Annotated in this window: 8 protein-coding genes; 4 read left to right on the plus strand and 4 right to left on the minus strand. The window is 72.8% G+C overall.

Annotated features, from left to right (window positions below; translation table 11 throughout):
- Positions 1-5: 5 nt before the first annotated feature.
- From ACIQOE_RS40235 to ACIQOE_RS40250, 4 genes are all read right to left on the minus strand, one after another.
- Positions 6-989, minus strand: coding sequence for a DUF3566 domain-containing protein (locus ACIQOE_RS40235; protein WP_401417047.1), 984 nt, complete (start codon positions 987-989; stop codon positions 6-8).
- Positions 990-1,193: 204 nt separating this feature from the next.
- Positions 1,194-3,206: a discoidin domain-containing protein gene (locus tag ACIQOE_RS40240; RefSeq protein ID WP_401417049.1), complete on the minus strand. Its 2,013-nt coding sequence runs from the start codon at positions 3,204-3,206 to the stop codon at positions 1,194-1,196.
- A gap of 180 nt (positions 3,207-3,386) precedes the next feature.
- A complete protein-coding gene (locus ACIQOE_RS40245) occupies positions 3,387-4,613 on the minus strand; it encodes an aminotransferase class V-fold PLP-dependent enzyme (RefSeq protein ID WP_401417051.1) in 1,227 nt (408 codons plus the stop codon).
- Positions 4,614-4,710: 97 nt separating this feature from the next.
- Positions 4,711-6,189: a glutamate--cysteine ligase gene (locus ACIQOE_RS40250; protein ID WP_401417052.1), complete on the minus strand. Its 1,479-nt coding sequence runs from the start codon at positions 6,187-6,189 to the stop codon at positions 4,711-4,713.
- 587 nt (positions 6,190-6,776) lie between these two features.
- On the opposite strand from ACIQOE_RS40250, the gene ACIQOE_RS40255 reads away from it, so the two are divergent.
- From ACIQOE_RS40255 to ACIQOE_RS40270, 4 genes are all read left to right on the plus strand, one after another.
- Entirely contained in the window at positions 6,777-7,910 is a 1,134-nt protein-coding gene (locus ACIQOE_RS40255; protein ID WP_401417103.1) for a S1 family peptidase, read from the plus strand.
- A 228-nt stretch (positions 7,911-8,138) separates the two neighbouring features.
- On the plus strand, positions 8,139-8,546 hold the full coding sequence (locus ACIQOE_RS40260) for a PPOX class F420-dependent oxidoreductase (RefSeq protein WP_351324663.1): 408 nt from the start codon (positions 8,139-8,141) through the stop codon (positions 8,544-8,546).
- A gap of 49 nt (positions 8,547-8,595) precedes the next feature.
- Positions 8,596-9,477 carry a class I SAM-dependent methyltransferase gene (locus ACIQOE_RS40265; protein ID WP_401417053.1) on the plus strand — a complete coding sequence of 294 codons (882 nt, stop codon included), beginning with the start codon at positions 8,596-8,598 and terminating at the stop codon, positions 9,475-9,477.
- Between the two features lie 388 nt (positions 9,478-9,865).
- The gene (locus ACIQOE_RS40270; RefSeq protein WP_401417054.1) at positions 9,866-16,792 is read left to right on the plus strand and encodes a glycoside hydrolase domain-containing protein; all 6,927 of its coding nucleotides are present in this window, start codon (positions 9,866-9,868) and stop codon (positions 16,790-16,792) included.
- The last annotated feature ends 66 nt before the right edge of the window (positions 16,793-16,858 follow it).

Genomic DNA, 16,858 nt, shown 5'->3' on the forward strand with positions numbered 1-16,858 from the left:
GGGTCTCACTCCCCCGGACCGGCCTCCGGGGTGACAGGGGCCGGCTGGTCGGCCGGTGTGACCGGCTCCGGGTGCCGGTCGGAGGGCGGCCTGCGGAACAGTGAGGCGGCCCTGTTCAGCAGAGAGACGTATCCGGCCGACAGGCGGCGCACCGCGTCGACGACCCGGGCCGGGGTGTGCGCGCGGAGGTAGCGGCGGGCCCGGATGTGGGCGCGGTCCACGGCCAGTTGGGCCTTGGCACCCGCCTCGGTGGGGCCGAGGTCGTCGGTGAGGGAGATTTCGAGACCGCCGTTGTACGGGGCGGTCAGGTTGTACAGGAAGGTCGTCAGGGCCGCCAGACACGAGCCCAGGACGACTTCGAGGATGATCACGCTGAAGGCGATGGTCAGGAACGTGCTCAGCCGGGGCAGTGCGTCCGGCGCGAGAAGGGCGGCCAGGCCCCAGGCGGCGACCGAGGCGACGACGGTGAGGATGCCGAGGCCTCCGAGGAGCAGGAAGCTCATCACCGTGACGGACCAGGGTTCCGCCTCGGATATGCGCATCCGCATCGTCCGCGGCCGGGACGAGGGGCCTCGCGCGGGGCGCCGGGGTAGCCGGTCGCGGACGGTGGACGGGGCCGGACCGGGCGCCTCGCCGGGCCGCGGGCCGTCGGCGCGGGGGCCGAGTGCGGGAGCGGGCGGGGACACCGGTCCGGCGGGAGCGACGCCGTCCTGGGCGGGCTCGGCCGGTACGCCGGGCTCGGCCGGGGTGTGGGGCTCGGCCGGGGTGTGGGGCGGCCGTGCGGAGCCGCCGCGCCGGAGCCGTCGCTCGCCCTCCTGGCGGTATGCGGCACGGACGGCCGCCGTCCGCTCGCCGCCGTTCTCGCCGGATGCCGCGTTTCCGGGACCGGCGGCCGACCGGGACTCGTCCAGGGTGCCGACGGTGTCGTCGAGCCGGGGCGTCACCCGCTTGCGGGAGGTGTTACGGGTCCTGCGCTTGGCGCGACTCATGCGCGTCTCCCTGAGTGGCCTGGCAGTCCCGCGGGGCCCCTCCCGCGTCGGACGGGCCCTCGTCGACCGCCCGGCGGCCGGTGGGGGCCTGCTGGTCGTTGCCTTCGACGGTATGGGCTCCGGCCCGAGCCTGCATTCCTGGCGGGGCACCCGGGGGGCCACGAGGCCGGCGACGGCGGGCGTGCCCGGTCGCCGGCCGGCGCGTCAGGCGCTGTGGACGCCGACCTCGTACAGGGAGTAGCCCCACCCGGTGCCGCGGGCGAGGCCGTGGACGCGGACGTAGCGGGCCGGGGTGGCGGTGAACCGGGCCGTGTCCAGGCCGCCGTCGCCGGTCGTGGTGGACCAGGCGGTGCTCCAGTTCGCGCCGTCGGCGGACAGCTCGATGCGGTACGAACGGCCGTACGCGCGCTCCCAGTCCAGCGTCACCCGGGAGACCAAGCGGGTGGCGCCCAGGTCGACCTGCCACCACTGGTCGTCGCTCCAGTCACTGGCCCAGCGCGTGGTGCCGTCGCCGTCGACGGCTCGGTCCGGGCGGTAGCTGGTGAAGGGGTTCCACTCGGAGGAACCGGCGCTCGCCGGCCGTCCCGCGGCGAGGTTCACCGAGGCCTGGTGCCGCTCGGTGGCCCCCCAGGTGCCGAGGTAGGACTCGGCGCCGCGGAACAGGTCGTCCACCACGTCCTGGCCGCCGACCCGCCTGATGTCCTCGATCCAGTCGGGGACCATGCCGACGTGGGCCGCGCCGTCGGTGTTGATGTCGAAGGTGCGCTCGCCCGAGGTCTGCCGGTCGACGAGGGAGCCGCCGTCGACGCTCCGGAAGGGGTACGTCACCTTGTTCGCGGCGTCCGCGCCCCGTGGTGCGGGGTGGTCGCCGATGCCGTTGAAGTCGGTGCCGAAGCCGTAGCCGACGCCGTACCGGTCGCGCAGCGTCTTGGTCCGCGCGGCTTCGGCGACGAACCCCTCGGAGCCGTGCATGTACTGGGCCACGAAGCCGCCGAGGGCGTAGACGCGGCCGGTCCAGTCCAGGTCCATCCAGCTGTGCGAGGAGATCACGCCCGGGTAGGACGCGGACTCCAGGACGTCCAGCGCCTGGCCGACGGCCTTGACGCCCATGTGGTCGATCTCCAGCATCATCTTGCGTTGCATCATGCCGCGCACCGCGTACTCGCCCAGCTCGGTGAGGCCGCGTTTGTTGCACTGCGCGTCCGAGTCGTAGGCGGGGACGGTCACGCCCGCCGGGAGGTCCGACTCGGCCTTCGACGGGGCGTCGCCGATGGGGTTGTCGTGCTGCGGGCCGGTGCACTTCTCGGTCTGCCAGAAGGTGCCGGTGGACAGGAACTGGCCGACGTTGATGGCCGTTCCGAGGCCGCCGGAGTCGAAGCGGACGCCGCACAGGGCGTTGTCGAACTTGTGGCACAGGAACATGGAGCGCACGCCGAGCGCGTACAGCTCGTCCAGCCCCTTGTCGATGTCCGCCTTGCCGCACTGCGGGACGTCGAGGATCTGCTTGCAGCCGAAGGGTTCGGAGGTCTCCACGCCGAGCACGACGGCCAGCTTGCCCTGCTCGACGACCGACCGTGCCTGCGCGCTGTCGGTGACGATCCGGAACCAGCCCTTGCCGGTGCCGCCGTACATCCGGTCGATGTACGCCTGGAGGTCGTAGGTCATCTTCGCCTGCAGCCGGATCGAGGTCATCTCGTCGCAGCCGCGGTCCTTGAACGGGTAGACCGAGCAGATCATCCCGTTGGTGACGAGGTCGTTGACGAGGACCCGCTGGCCGCCGCGCCAGGCCCGCTCCACCCAGGCGTAGTAGTCGGCCTGATGGGTCATCGAGTCGTAGGCCGGCCAGTCCTTGAACGTCGGCCAGCCGGCCGGGTCGTGCTTGCCGTCGCCGCCGTGGGTGATGTAGTCGAAGAGCGCGAGCGAGCCGTCGGGGTAGTGCTCGGGACAGTCCTTGAGGGCGTCGGCGACCCCGGCCTCGGAGAAGACCTTGCCGCAGATCAGCCGGCCGCCGAAGGCCTCGTTGCCGAACAGGTGGTTGTGGGCGTCGACGAAGCCGCGGACCTCGCCCGCCGCGGTGGTGCCCGTGAACGGTTCGCCGGTGACGCCGATGCCGACGTCCGGGGCGGGCCGCGCCGCCGGGGTCCACCAGTCGCCGCCGGCCGCCGCACTCGGGGCGGGCCCGAGGACCACGGCCAGCACCAGGAGCAGCAACGACATCACGGTGACGTTTGCGCGTCGGCGGTACGAGCGTCGAGTCTGCGTCACGGCCCCATCCCTCGGTCGCGGGAAGACGCGGTTGGCCAACCCTTGAGGTTGTCATGACCCGCGCAATACCTCGGACGAGGATGGAGCCGGCCGGCTACCGAGTCAAGGGCCGCGACCGCCCGGCCCGCCGACTCAACCGCGTGGCTGGCGGGCCCAGTCGCCCAGAACGGGCACGCAGGTCCTGACGAAGTGCTCGTAGTCGGCCGGGGTGTTGTAGACATGGGCGGACACGCGCAGGTAGCCGACGCCGCCGAAACTCGTGAAGGCCGCCTCGACGGACAGTTCGCGGGCCACCCGGTCGCGCAGCGCGTCGGCTTCGATCCGGGTGCGCCCGAGGCCGTCGGGCAGCCGCACCAGCCGCATCCCGGGGACCGGCATGCCGACGTCGACCCGGCTGTCGTCACCGGTGAGCGGGGCGAACGCGGCACCGATGACCTCGGCGGCGTGGTCCGCCAGCAGGTCCATGTACCGGCGGGCGGCGGACCAGCCCCAGGTGCGCTCCACGAAGTCGAGGGACGTGGGCGCGGCCAGGTAGGAGGTGGCGTCGAGGGTGCCCTGGTGGTCGAAACGCGTGGGATAGGGCTCCCCGGCACCCCACGAGTCGATCAGCGGGTGGAGCAGGTCCCGCTGCGGTCCGCGGGCGACGAGGGCCGCGGTGCCGCGCGGCGCGCACCCCCACTTGTGGAAGTTGCCGGTCCAGAAGTCGTAGGTGGCGCCGTCGAGCGGCGCGGCGAGCAGACCGGGGGCGTGGGCGCCGTCGACGAGCACCGGTACGCCCCGCCGGCGTGCCTCCGCGCCGATCCGCTCGACCGGCAGCCGGCGGGCGGTCGCCGAGGTGATCTGGTCGACCACCACGAGATCGGTGGCGTCCCCGATCTCCGCGGCCACCGCCTCGTACGCCTCGTCCGCGTCCGCGCCGAGCGGCACCCGCGCCGTGCGGATCCGGCCGCCCCAGCGGCGGGCCAGCCGCTCGGCCCCCATGGTGACGGCCCCGTAGCCGTGGTCGGTGACGACGATCTCCCCGCCGCGGCGGCGCGGGAGGGCGTTGTAGACCACGCTGGCACCGGCGCTGGCGTTCGGCACCAGGGCGAGGTCTGCGGCGTCGACGCGGAGGAAGGCGGCGAGCTCGGCGCGGGTGGCGGCGAGCCGTCCGGGCAGCTCCGGGAACCACACGACCGGCGCGCGCTCCATCTCGGCGCGCAGCCCGGCCTGCCGCTCCTGCGCCACCAGCGGTACGGCGCCGAAGGAGCCGTGGTTCAGGTGGGTCAGCGCCGGGTCCAGGGACCAGGCGTCGGCGGCGGGGGCGCCGTCGGCCAGCAGCAGGGGGCGCGGCGCGACGGCCACCTCGGTCTCACTCACGTCAGGAAGCCTCCGGGAACAGGGCGATCACCCGGCATCCTGACACGGCGGCGGCCGCCGCCCGAGGCCGGGTCGGCACTCGCCCTCGCCGCGCCGCTCAGTCCACGGGCCAGGTGTGCGCGGCCGCGTTGAGATGCATGTAGTCCATGTACGCGGTGGTCATCCGGCGCAGCGCCTCCCGGCGGTCGGAGACACCGGCGCGCTCCAAGTGGTGGACCGTCTCCGCCTGCCACAGGGCGCCGTTGCGGGCGTTCACGCAGCGCTGCTCGACGATGCCGAGCATGGGCTCGCGCCAGGAGGCGTCCAGGCCGGCCAGTTCCAGTCCCCGGTGCGCCAGCGGCAGCAGCCGCCTGAGCACCAGCTCCGTGACCGGCACCTCGCCCACACCCGGCCAGTACAGCCGGGCGTCGATGCCGTCGCGGGCCGCCGCGTGCAGGTTCTCCTCGGCGACCGCGAAGGACATCCGCGACCAGACCGGCCGGTCCTCGTCCACGAGGGCGCGGGTCAGGCCGTAGTACAGGGCCGCGTTGGCGATGATGTCGGCGACGGTCGGACCGGCGGGCAGGACGCGGTTCTCGATGCGCAGGTGCGGGCCGCTCTCGGTGACGGCGTACACGGGGCGGTTCCAGCGGTAGATCGTGCCGTTGTGCAGCGTGAGTTCGCCGAGCTGCGGCACGCCGCCGGCGTCCAGGACCCGGCGCGGGTCCTCGTCGTCGCACAGCGGCAGGAGCGCCGGGAAGTAGCGCACGTTCTCCTCGAACAGGTCGAAGACACTGGTGATCCAGCGTTCTCCGAACCACACCCGCGGCCGCACCCCCTGCGCCTTGATCTCCTCGGGACGGGTGTCGGTGGCCTGCTCGAACAGCGGGATCCGGGTCTCGCGCCACAGTTCCCTGCCGAAGAGGAAGGGCGAGTTGGCGGCGAGGGCGATCTGCACGCCGGCGATCGCCTGGGCCGCGTTCCAGTAGGACGCGAAGTCCTTCGGGTCCACCTGCAGGTGGAACTGGGTGCTGGTGCAGGCGGCCTCGGGGGTGATGGCGTCGGCGTACATCGACAGGCGTTCCACGCCTTCGAGGCCGATCCGCAGGTCCTCGCCGCGGGCCGCGAAGATCTGCTCGTTCAGCAGCCGGTAGCGCGGGTCTCCGGACAGGGCGGTCTCGCCCACGTCCGGCTCGCCCAGCGTCGGCAGGATCCCGATCATGATGAGGTGCGCGCCCACCGTCGCGGCGCGGTCCTCGGCGTGGTTGAGCGCGTCGCGGATCGTCTGCTCCCAGGCGCCGGGTCCACCGGAGGTCAGCTCCCGGGGCGGGATGTCGATCTCCAGGTTGAACCGGCCCAGCTCACTGGACCACGCCGGGTCGGCGATCGCCCGCAGCACCTCGGTGTTGCGCATCGCCGGCATCCCGTCGTCGTCGACGAGGTTGAGTTCGATCTCCATGCCGACCTGCGGGCGCTCGCTCTCGAAGCCCGACCCGCGCAGCATCTGCGCCAGTACGTCGAGACAGGTGTGCATCTTCTCGCGGTACCGGCGCCGGTCCTCCCGTGTGAACACCCGGGCCGGCACATCACGTCCCATCGGGCCCTCCCGGGTCCTCTCGGCGGATGCCTGCCGTCCCAGCGTCGCACCTACCGGGCGTCCCGGACACTCGCGACGACGGCGCTCACGGGGCGCGATCGGCCGGTCCCGCCGGAGTGACCGGCCGGGCCACAGGGGGTGACCCGCCGCAACCGCAGAGGGTGATAGGCCCAAAGGGCATGAGGTGACCGGCCGAAAGGCTCCGGACCAAGCCGCTGAAACGATTTGGACCGGCCCGTCGAACCCGTCGGAAGCAGCACGTCAAAGCGGTCGGAAGGAACCGCAAAAATGATCCGGACCGGCCCATCGGAGCGGTCCGACACCGACCCGTCGAAGGAATCCGACACCGACCCGTCGAGACGGTCGCGGTCGGCCCGTCCGACAGGCGGCCACACCCGCCCGACCGGTCCCGGGCGACGCGTCCGACGCGGCCCGGCGGGACACCCGGCACGTGATTGGCATGGACCTGCCCAGGATCCCCGGCTAGAGTCTGCCGCGCACGTCTGAGAGCGCTCTCACCGGTCTGCTGTTCCACCCCCACACCGCCGGAACGACGAAGGGCCACTCCCTTGAGACGCACCACAGCCATGCGCTCCGCCCTGTCCGCGCTGCTGCTGCTCGGCACCTGGGCGACCGCGAACACCCTGCCCGCCTCCGCCGCCGACACCCCGGCGCCCTCCGCCGAGGCACCCGCCTCCGCCGCCCTCCTCTCCGCCATGGAACACGACCTCGGCCTGAGCAAGGCGCAGGCCGAGAGCCGCCTGGCCGCCGAGAAGAAGGCGACCGCCGTCGAACGCAAGGCGAAGCGGGCCGCCGGGTCGTCGTACGGCGGCTCCTGGTTCGACGCCGCGAGCGGCACCCTCACCGTGGCCGTCACCCGCGGCGCGGACACCGACGCGGTCCGCGCCACCGGTGCGGCCGTCCGCCTCGTCCCGCACAGTGCGCGCGAGCTGGGCGCGGCGAAGGCGCGCGTCGACGCCCTGCACGCCCCCGCCGGGATCGCGAGCTGGTACGTCGACCCCGAGGCAGGCGCCGTCGTCGTGAACGTCGTCCGCACGCAGCGTGCCGACAACGATGTCCGGGCCTTCCTGACCCGGGCCCGCGCGTCCGGCCCCGTCGTGGTGCGCGAGACCGCGCACACGCCGAGCACCCTCGCCGCCGGAACCGTCGGCGGCGACCCGTACTACACGGGCAACGTCCGCTGCTCCATCGGCTTCTCCGTGTACGGCGGTTTCGTCTCCGCCGGGCACTGCGGTCAGCCGGGTGCCGCCGTGTACGGCTGGGACGGCTCCTATGTCGGCAACTTCCAGGGGTCCTCGTTCCCGGACAACGACTACTCCTGGGTGAACGTGGGCAGCGGCTGGTGGACCGTACCGGTGGTGCTGGGCTGGGGCACGGTCTCCGACCAGCTCGTGCGCGGTTCCGCCGAGGCACCCGTCGGCGCGTCCATCTGCCGTTCGGGCTCCACCTCGCACTGGCACTGCGGCACCGTCCTGGCCAAGAACGAGACGGTCAACTACAGCCAGGGGGCGGTCCACCAGCTCACCAAGACGAGCGTGTGCGCCGAACCCGGCGACTCGGGCGGCTCCTTCATCAGCGGCGACCAGGCACAGGGCGTCACCTCCGGCGGCTGGGGCAACTGCGGCTCCGGCGGCGAGACCTGGTACCAGCCGGTCAACGAGATCCTCAGCAGGTACGGCCTGACGCTCCACACGGCCTGATCCCCCAGGCGGGTGCGTGACGCACAACCGGCGTGGGCACGTCGGCCGTTCGGCCGGCCGTCCGCGCCGGTCCGCGCCGCGCACCGAGGACGGGTCCGCCGGTACCGCCGTGGACTTCGCGGGCCGTCACCGGCGTGTACCCGGCCCGGTCCGGGTACCCGCAGGACTTGATCACGTACGGTGAGCGGGCCGAGCGCCGGTTCACGATCGAGGAAAGGGGCGTCCGCCTTGTCCGACACGTTCTCGGATGATCTGAAGCAGCTCGTCGACAGCACGCCGGTGTTCGCCGTCGTGGCGACCGTGCAGCCCGACGGCAGCTGCCAGCAGTCCGTCGTCTGGCTCCTGCGCGACGGCGACGACCTGTTGTTCTCCACGACCGTGGGCCGCCGCAAGGAGCGGAACCTGCGGCGCGACCCCCGCGTGAACATCATGATCAACCCGCCCAACGCGCCGTACACCTACGCGGAGATCCGCGGCACGGCCGAGATCACCACGGAGGGCGGCCAGGAACTGATCGACCGGCTGTCCCTCAAGTACACCGGCAAGGAGTACCGCGACTTCAACCCGGCGTCGGCGGACGACGCGCAGCGGGTCGTCGTCCGCGTCACGCCCCGCAAGGTCGTGGGCACCATCTGAGGCCGCGCGGCCGCGGGACGGCCGCGGGCGTGGTGTTGAATACCTGCCCATGGGAGAGAGCGGACGCGCGGCGAGCCGGACGGCGGTACTGGTCTGCCAGGGGCGGGCGGCGGCGGACGGGAGGATCGCCGCCGACCGGTTCACCGATCCGGTGGCGCTCCTGCTGCTGACGGACGCGGAGCGGGTGCCCGTGACCGAGGTGCGGGCGGGCACGGTGCCGCAGGGCTGGCAGGCGCGGGTCGCGTTCGAGGGCGTCCGCGCCTGCGCCGAGGTCGTCGTGCCGCGGACGTCCGCCATCGACGACGCCCTGCGCGCGCGGCCGTCGGGGCAGCTCGTGATCCTCGGCGCCGGTCTGGACACCCGCGCCTGGCGGCTGGCCGAGCTGGCCGGGACGGATGTGTGGGAGGTCGACCATCCGGCCTCCCAGCAGGACAAGCGGGCCCGGCTCGCCGCCGTCCCCGAACTGCCGGACGCCGCCCGGTCCGTGCGGTTCACGCCGGTGGACTTCGCCGTCGACGCCCTCGGTGCGGCGCTGGACGCGGCCGGGCACGACGCGTCGCAGCCGACGACCTGGCTGTGGGAGGGCGTCGTGCCCTACCTCACGCGCGACGAGGTCCGCTCGACGGTCGCCGCGCTCGCCGCCAGGTCGGCCCCGGGCAGCACGCTCGTCCTCAACTACCAGGCGCCGTCGGCAAGGGCGTCCGTGGGCCGGCTGCTGGCCCGCGTCCTCGGCAGCTCCGTGACGTCGGGCGAGCCGTGGCGCTCGCTGTGGCCCCCGGAGCGGATGGCCGGCCTGCTGGCGGAACACGGCCTGCGGGTGGTCTCGGACGACGACCTCCACACGCTCGCGCAGCGCCTCGGCAGCCCGTCCGGCCGCCGTTCGTCGCTGCGTTCGGGCCGGGTGGCCGTGGCGGAGTACCAGCGGGACTGAGCGTCCGGGGGCACGAGAGACGTCCGGACGCCGACGCGCGGTGCCATCGCCTGGCCGCCCGCCCGCTCCCCCGGCTCCGGCGCCGCCCGCGTCACCTCGGCTCCCACCAGGGCGGTCTGACACGCGGTCGGCCGGAACACCCCTCCTTGCGAACGGTTCCCGCGCGTACCTCCTGTACGCGTACTGTTCGCCCGTTGCACGCTTTACCCGTGTCTTATGACGGCGGCCGTGCGCGACGGGTGCGATCCCGTGCGTCCACTGCCGTCTCGCCCCGAGTCCGCACGATCCGGGGGTCGTACGGGCTGACAACGTTGTCCCCCTACGGGCCGGACCGTGCGGTGTATCGCGACGTTGGAGAGGTCCCGTGCCTGTCAGACCCGATGCCCCCGTGCCCCGCCCGATCCCACCGAGAACCGCCCGCGGGCGAGGCAGGCCCTGGCGTGCCACGGTCGCCGCGCTCCTCGCCGGCGCGCTCGGCGCCGCCGCACTGGCGGGCGCGGGCACGGCCGTGGCCATACCCGCCTCCGGCACGTCCGCGGGCACGCCCGGCACGGACTACACCAAGCTCGTCGACCCCTTCGTGTCGACCGCCGGCGACGACGGCAACGACATGCCCGGCGCCCAAGCGCCGCACGGTCTGGCCAAGGTCAACCCGCTGACCACGCCGAACCGCAACCACACCGGGTACGACTACAACGAGACCCGCATCGCCGGGTTCACCTCGACCAACCTCGACGGCGTCGGCGGCTCGGGCGGCGGCGGCGACCTGCTCGTCGTCCCCACCTCCGTGCAGTACGACAAGCGGCCCGCCGCTGGCTCGTACGCGCACACGTACAGCCACGCCGACGAGACCGCGACGCCCGGCTACTACCAGGCGGGCCTCGGCGCGATATCCGGCACCGCCTCCGCGGTGACGCAGGGCCCCGGCACCATCGAGGCCGAGGCGACCGCGACGACGCGCACGTCGCTCCAGCGCTACCGCTTCCCGGCCGGGGCCTCCCCCGAGCTGGTCCTCGACCTCGCCAACAACTTCACCAGCCGTACCCGCGCGACGATGAAGGCGGCCACGCTCGCCGACGGCACCATGTCGATCAGCGGACTCATCGCCGGTTCGTTCAACGGCGCCTCGTACAAGCTGTACTACGACGCCACCACCAACGTCCCCGTCACCTCGCTCAAGAGCTGGGGCAACGACGGGAAGCTGACCGACGCCACCAGCCAGGACGGGACCGACACCGGCGCCGTCCTCGGCTTCGACAAGGCGGCCGGCGACGACGTCGAACTGCGCATCACGCTCTCCCCGATCAGCGCCGAGCAGGCCGCGACCGACCAGCGCAACGAGGTCGGGGGGCTCACCTTCGACCAGGCGCGTGCCCGTACCAAGGCGGAGTGGAACAGCGCGCTCGGCGCGGTCGACGTGCGCTCCTCGGCGAAGTCCGACCCCGGGTCGACGCTCACCAAGGAGTTCTACACCCACCTGTACCGCATGTACGCGCTGCCGGTGAACGCCACCAGCACCAACGGGACCTACCGCGGCGCGGACGGCGCGGTGCACCGGGCGAACGGCTTCACGTACTACGACGGCTGGTCCACCTGGGACGACTTCCGCAAGTACTCGGTGGAGGCGTACATCGACCCGGCCACCTACCGGGACATGATCCAGTCGCTGATCGAGCTCTTCGCCGACCAGCGCGCGTCCGGCAAGAGCCTCGGCAGCCTCACCCACTCCGTGCCGACCGTCCGCTGGGAGCGCTCGGCCGTGCTGGTCGCCGACGCGCTGTCGAAGGGCTTCAAGAACTTCGACCGGCTCGACGAGGCCTATCCGGCGCTGCTGGCGTACTCCGGCTACTACACGGGCGCCCAGCTCCGCCAGGGCTACGTCTCCGGTGACCCCGGTACGACCGTGCAGCGCGGCTACGACCAGTGGGCGCTGTCCGTCATCGCCGACGCGCTCGGCAAGAAGGACGACGCGAAGAAGCTGCGCACGCAGTCGACCATGGCCATCGACAACCTCGTGAAGTCCGGCGCCTGGACGGCGGCCGACGGCACCGAGGTCGGTCTGCTCACCCCGCGCGCCACGGGCGGCGACTGGCAGAGCGCCGACTACGAGAAGTTCGAGGCGGCCGGCCTCTACCAGGGCACGCTGTGGCAGTACCACTGGTACGACGCCTACGACATGGGCGGTCTCATCAAGGCCATGGGCGGCGACCAGGCAGGCAAGGCCGCGGTGGAGCACATGTTCGGCGAGGACTCCGCCGCCGACGACGGCTCGACCATGCTGCACTCCAACGCCAACGAGATCGACCTCCAGGCGCCGTACCTCTTCAACTACGTCGGCGAGCCCAGCCTGACGCAGAAGTGGGTGCGCGCCATCTACACCGGCGCCACCTGGAACCGCTACATCGCGACCGGCTCCACGAACGAGGCGCCCAGCTCCGGCGGCCAGTTCACCCCGCCGGTGAAGACGCAGGTCTACAAGCTGTCCCCGAACGGCTTCCTGCCGACCATGGACAACGACGCCGGCACCATGTCGACCATGTTCGTCGGCGCCGCGCTCGGCCTGTTCCCGGTGACCGCCGGCTCCAGCCAGTTCCAGATCGGCAGCCCGTTCTTCGACTCCACCACGATCAGCTATGCAGGCGGCTCCAAGTTCACCGTGAAGGCCGACGGCGTCTCGCCGAGCTCCTACTACGTGCAGAGCACGACCCTCAACGGCAAGCGGTTCGACAACACGTGGCTGGACTACTCGCAGATCATCGCCGGCGGCACCCTGGACTTCACCATGGGCTCCAAGCCCTCCCGGTGGGGCGCGCACACCGAGTCCGCGTACTCGCTGGACACCGACGGCGGCGACACGGGTGGTGACAGCGGCACCGGAACCGGCAAGGACAGCACGGTCCTCTCCGCCCGTCCGGGCACCGTCGCCACCGCGGCGGACGGCACGGTCGACGACAGCGTGCGGCTCACGCTGTCCGGGCCGGCCGCGTTCGACGCCCGCGAGGGCACCAGCCTCACCCGGTCCGGAGCCGCCAGCGTGACCGGCCTGCCGGACGGGGTCCGCGCCGACCTGCGGGTCAGCGGCTCCCGCACCGCGACGCTCGCGCTGTCCGGCAGCACCCGAACCGACGTCCGCTTCGGCATCACCTTCCGCGACGCGGCCTTCGCCCACCACGTGCCGGCCGCCACCGTGACCGGCACCGGGATCTCCGCGACCGACCCGCTGCGCATCTCGGCCGCCGCGGTGTACCGCAAGGCGCTCGGCGCGTTCGTCGACGAGGCGTCCCTGGTCCGCGGCGGCGACTACTCCGACGGCTCCTGGACCGTGTTCAGGTCGGCGCTCGACCGCGCCCGGACCGTCGTCGCCGACCCCGCCTCCGCGACCGGCACGCTGATGGCCGCGAGCGACGGGCTGCACTCCGCCGCCGACGCGCTCACCCTCGACGAGGGCGGCTTCGCCGTCCTCCAGGCCGAGGCCGCCGACCAGATGGAGGGCCCCAGCCTGGTGAAGGAGGCGTACTACTCGGACGGCGACCTCGGCGGCGTCACCGAGGGGGCCTGGGAGCGCTACGGCAAGCTGGACTTCGGCGGCGTCGCCCCGAAGAGCGTCTCGGTCCGCTACGCCAACGCCCAGGCGACGAACGCGAAGCCGAGCAGCGTCGACATCCACGCCGGCACCGCCGACGGGCCGGTCGTGGCGACCGTGCCGCTGCCCGGAACCGGCGGCTGGCAGTACTACAGCACGGTGCAGGCGGCGGTCACCGACCCGGACGCCCTGCTCGCCGCCAAGAGCGCGACGTTCGTCTTCCACGCCCCGACCGGCCAGCAGTGGGTGTCGAACTTCGACTGGTACCAGTTCTCGCCGAACGAGGTCTCCTCGTCGCCCACGACCACGCTCGCCACGCTGACCGCGGTCAACAGCACCACCACCGGCGGCGGTTCGCTTCCGCTCAACCTCGCCAACGGCATCTTCGAGAACGTGACGGACGGCGCCTTCGCCGCGTGGAAGGACACCGACCTCAAGAGCGGCGCCGACAGTCTCACCGTCCGCTACGACAAGCCCCAGTCGCGGGCCGCGTCCGACTCGCACATCGAGCTGCACCTCGGCTCGAAGGACGGCGCGAAGAAGGTCGACGTCCCGCTCGACTACACCGGCTCCGGCTGGGGAACCGTCGCCACCACGACCGTGCCGCTCGACCCGAACGTCTTCACCGGCGTCCAGGACGTCTACGCGGACTTCGTCTCCGGCACGCAGACGTCCTCCCAGCCCTACGTCGGCAACGTCTACTCGCTGGCCCTGACCCGGCAGGCCGACGCCCCCGTGGGCTTCGACGCCACCGCGTTCCGCTCGAACAGCGGCGGCGGCCTCAAGAGCGAACCGGTCGGCTGGACGGGCTCGGGTTCCACCACCGACCTCGGCGGCACCTACGACGGGGCCTGGCTCGACTACGGCGACATCGACTTCGGCACCTCGCCGAAGACCACCATGACGCTCACCTACGTCAACAACTCGGCCCGCTGCGGCACGGGTTCGGCCGTCCAGCTCTACCTGGACTCCTTCGACGCGGCGAACCCGGGCACGCCGTACGCGACCGTGCCGCTGCCGGTCACCGGCGCCGCGTGGTCGTCCGGCGGGACGACCAGCCTGACGCTGCCCAAGGCGGTCACCGGCAAGCACGCCGTCCACCTGCGGCTGACCACGACCCCGGACTCCTCGCACCCGTACGTCGCGAACCTGGGCCGGATCACCTTCGCCCACGTCGACACGCCCGCCGTCACCGACAGGACCGCGCTGCGCGAGGCGATCGCCCGGTACGAGGGACTCGCCGGTGACGCGGACCGGTACGACTCGATCGACTTCGGGGTGTACCTGCGGGAACTCACCGCCGCCCGGACCCTCGCCGACGCGGACGACGCCACGCAGACCGAGGTCGACACCAGGACCCGCAGCCTCACCCTGGCCGCGGGCCAGCTGGTGCCGCTGCCGCGACTGAAGCTGGAGGACCTGGTCACCACCGCGTCGGCCCTCACCGACGACCGCTACACGGACGCGTCCTGGAAGGCGTTCACCACCGCGCTCACCGCGGCGAAGGCCGCCGTCGCCGACACCACGGCCACGGACGCCACGCTCACCGCGCGGTACGACGCCCTCCGCCACGCCGTGTCCGCGCTCGCCACCAGGCCGAGGACGGCACCCGCCGCGCCCGGCGCGGTGTCGGCGGCCTCGTCCGGCACCAGCGTGACGGTCGCCTGGTCCGCACCCGCGGACGACGGCGGCTCCGCCGTCACCGGCTACCGGATCGACCTCGGCGACGGCCACCGGATCACGATCGACGACCCGGGCACCCGCAGCACCACGTTCACCTGGCTCCGCTCCGGCCGGTCCTACACCGCGCGCGTCCAGGCGGTGAACAAGTTCGGCGCCTCGCCGCGGAGCGCCGCTACGGCACCCGTGGTGACCGGCGGCGGCAAGCCGCAGAAGCCGCACGTGACGGGCGTGCTCACCGACGGCAGGCAGGTCCGCGTGACCTGGCGGCCGGCCGGCGACGGCGGCTTCCCGGTCATCGGCTACACCGTGACCCTGAACGACGGGAGCACCGCGCACCTGCCCGCCACCGCGGACACGGCCCTGCTGACCGCCACCGGCAAGGCGAAGGCGCACACGGCCGCCGTCACCGCGGTCACCCTGGCCGGCACCTCCGACGACCCGGCCGCCACGGACCCGGCCGCGACGGCGGACGCCGCCGACCCGGCGTACCAGCCCTCGCCCTTCCCTGACTCGACGCTCAAGGCGGACTACGCCTCGGACAGCTGGCCGGGCACCGGCGACGGGACCGACTACTTCTACGGCCTGCTCAACGGCATCGGCGACCTCGGCACCGGCACCCTGGCCGCCAACACCAAGGTGCCGGCCGGCACCGCGCTCACCGCCGAGAACGACAGGATCGCGGTGGCCGTCAACAACGCGGCGACCCAGAAGGAGGTGGACCGGGCCGAGGTCGACGCGACGAACAGCTCCACCGTCACGATGGCCGACGGGCTCGGATCCCGGCTCGGCAAGATCTACGGCGACGCCCTCGGCGGCGGCCTGCTGCCCAAGACCAGCGCGCTGTTCTCACGGGTCACGCAGGGCCTGGACAAGGTCGACGCGGCGAAGAACCACTACGACTACCTGCGCCCCTACGTGCGGCTCGGGTTCGTCGGCGACGGCGGTGACGTCTACGAGTCGCAGGACGGCTCCTACGGCAGCCTCACCACCAGCGGCTCGTACCCGAGCGGCCACACCTACGGCGGCTACGAGGCGGGGACCGTCCTCGCCACGCTGCTGCCGGAGCTGGCGCCGTCGATCCTCGCCCGCACCTCGGAGTACGGCAACAACCGCATCGTCCTCGGGTTCCACTACCCGCTCGACGTGATGGGAGGCCGGATCGCCGGCCAGGCGACCGTGGCGCACCGGTGGGCCGACCCCGAGTTCCAGGACCTGCTGCTGCAGGCCCACACGGAGATCGAGAACGTACTGCTCGCGCAGTGCGAGAGCGAGGGGTACGGGGACACGCTCGCGGCCTGCGCGGGCGACCCCTACGACGGTCTGAGCACGACGCAGGACGTCGACCTGTACACCCAGCGCCTGACCTACGGGTTCTCCCAGGTCGGCAAGGGCGGCCAGGCCCTGCGGACGCCGTCCGACGCGGCGGCCCTGCTGATCACCGCCTTCCCGGACCTGACCGCCGCACAGCGCACCCAGGTCCTGGAGCAGACCGCGACGGACTCGGGCTACCCGCTCGACCTCACCGCGGACGGCGGGGCGAGCTGGCAGCGGATCAACCTGGCGGCGGCGATGGCGGCACAGGTCGTCGTCAACGCCGACGGATCGGTCACGGTGACGAACCACTCGGACGCCACGAAGGCGAGCGTCGCCGACGCCCGGGCGATCAAGGTGGGCGGCGTCGCGATCGACGGGTTCGATCCGGACGTGTCCACCTACGTCGTGGACTGGCCGGAGAACCGCGGGATCCCGGCCGTGTCCGCGGTGCCCGCGGAGCCGGGCGCGCGGGTGAGGATCACCGACGGCAGTGCGGTCCTCTCCTCGACCGGCTCCCGGCTCACCACCCGCACCATCAAGGTGACCTCGGCGAACGGCTCGGTCACCCGGACCTACACGGTCGGCATCCAGCGCACGGACCACGACGACCGGCCGGGCACGGGCGGAGGCCACGGCACCGTGGCAGGACCCGGCGGCTGGGCCGCTCCCGGCACGCCGGGCGGCGGGCTCTGGTCACCTGCGACGGAGTGGGCGCTGACCCGGGGCAGGCCCTGAGTCCGGTCCACCAGCCGACCGCCGGACCCGCCGCGCCCTCCGGGGCGCGGCGGGTCCGCGCCGTCC

It is taken from the genome of Streptomyces sp. NPDC091282 (assembly GCF_044757385.1).
Lineage (GTDB): Bacteria > Actinomycetota > Actinomycetes > Streptomycetales > Streptomycetaceae > Streptomyces > Streptomyces gramineus.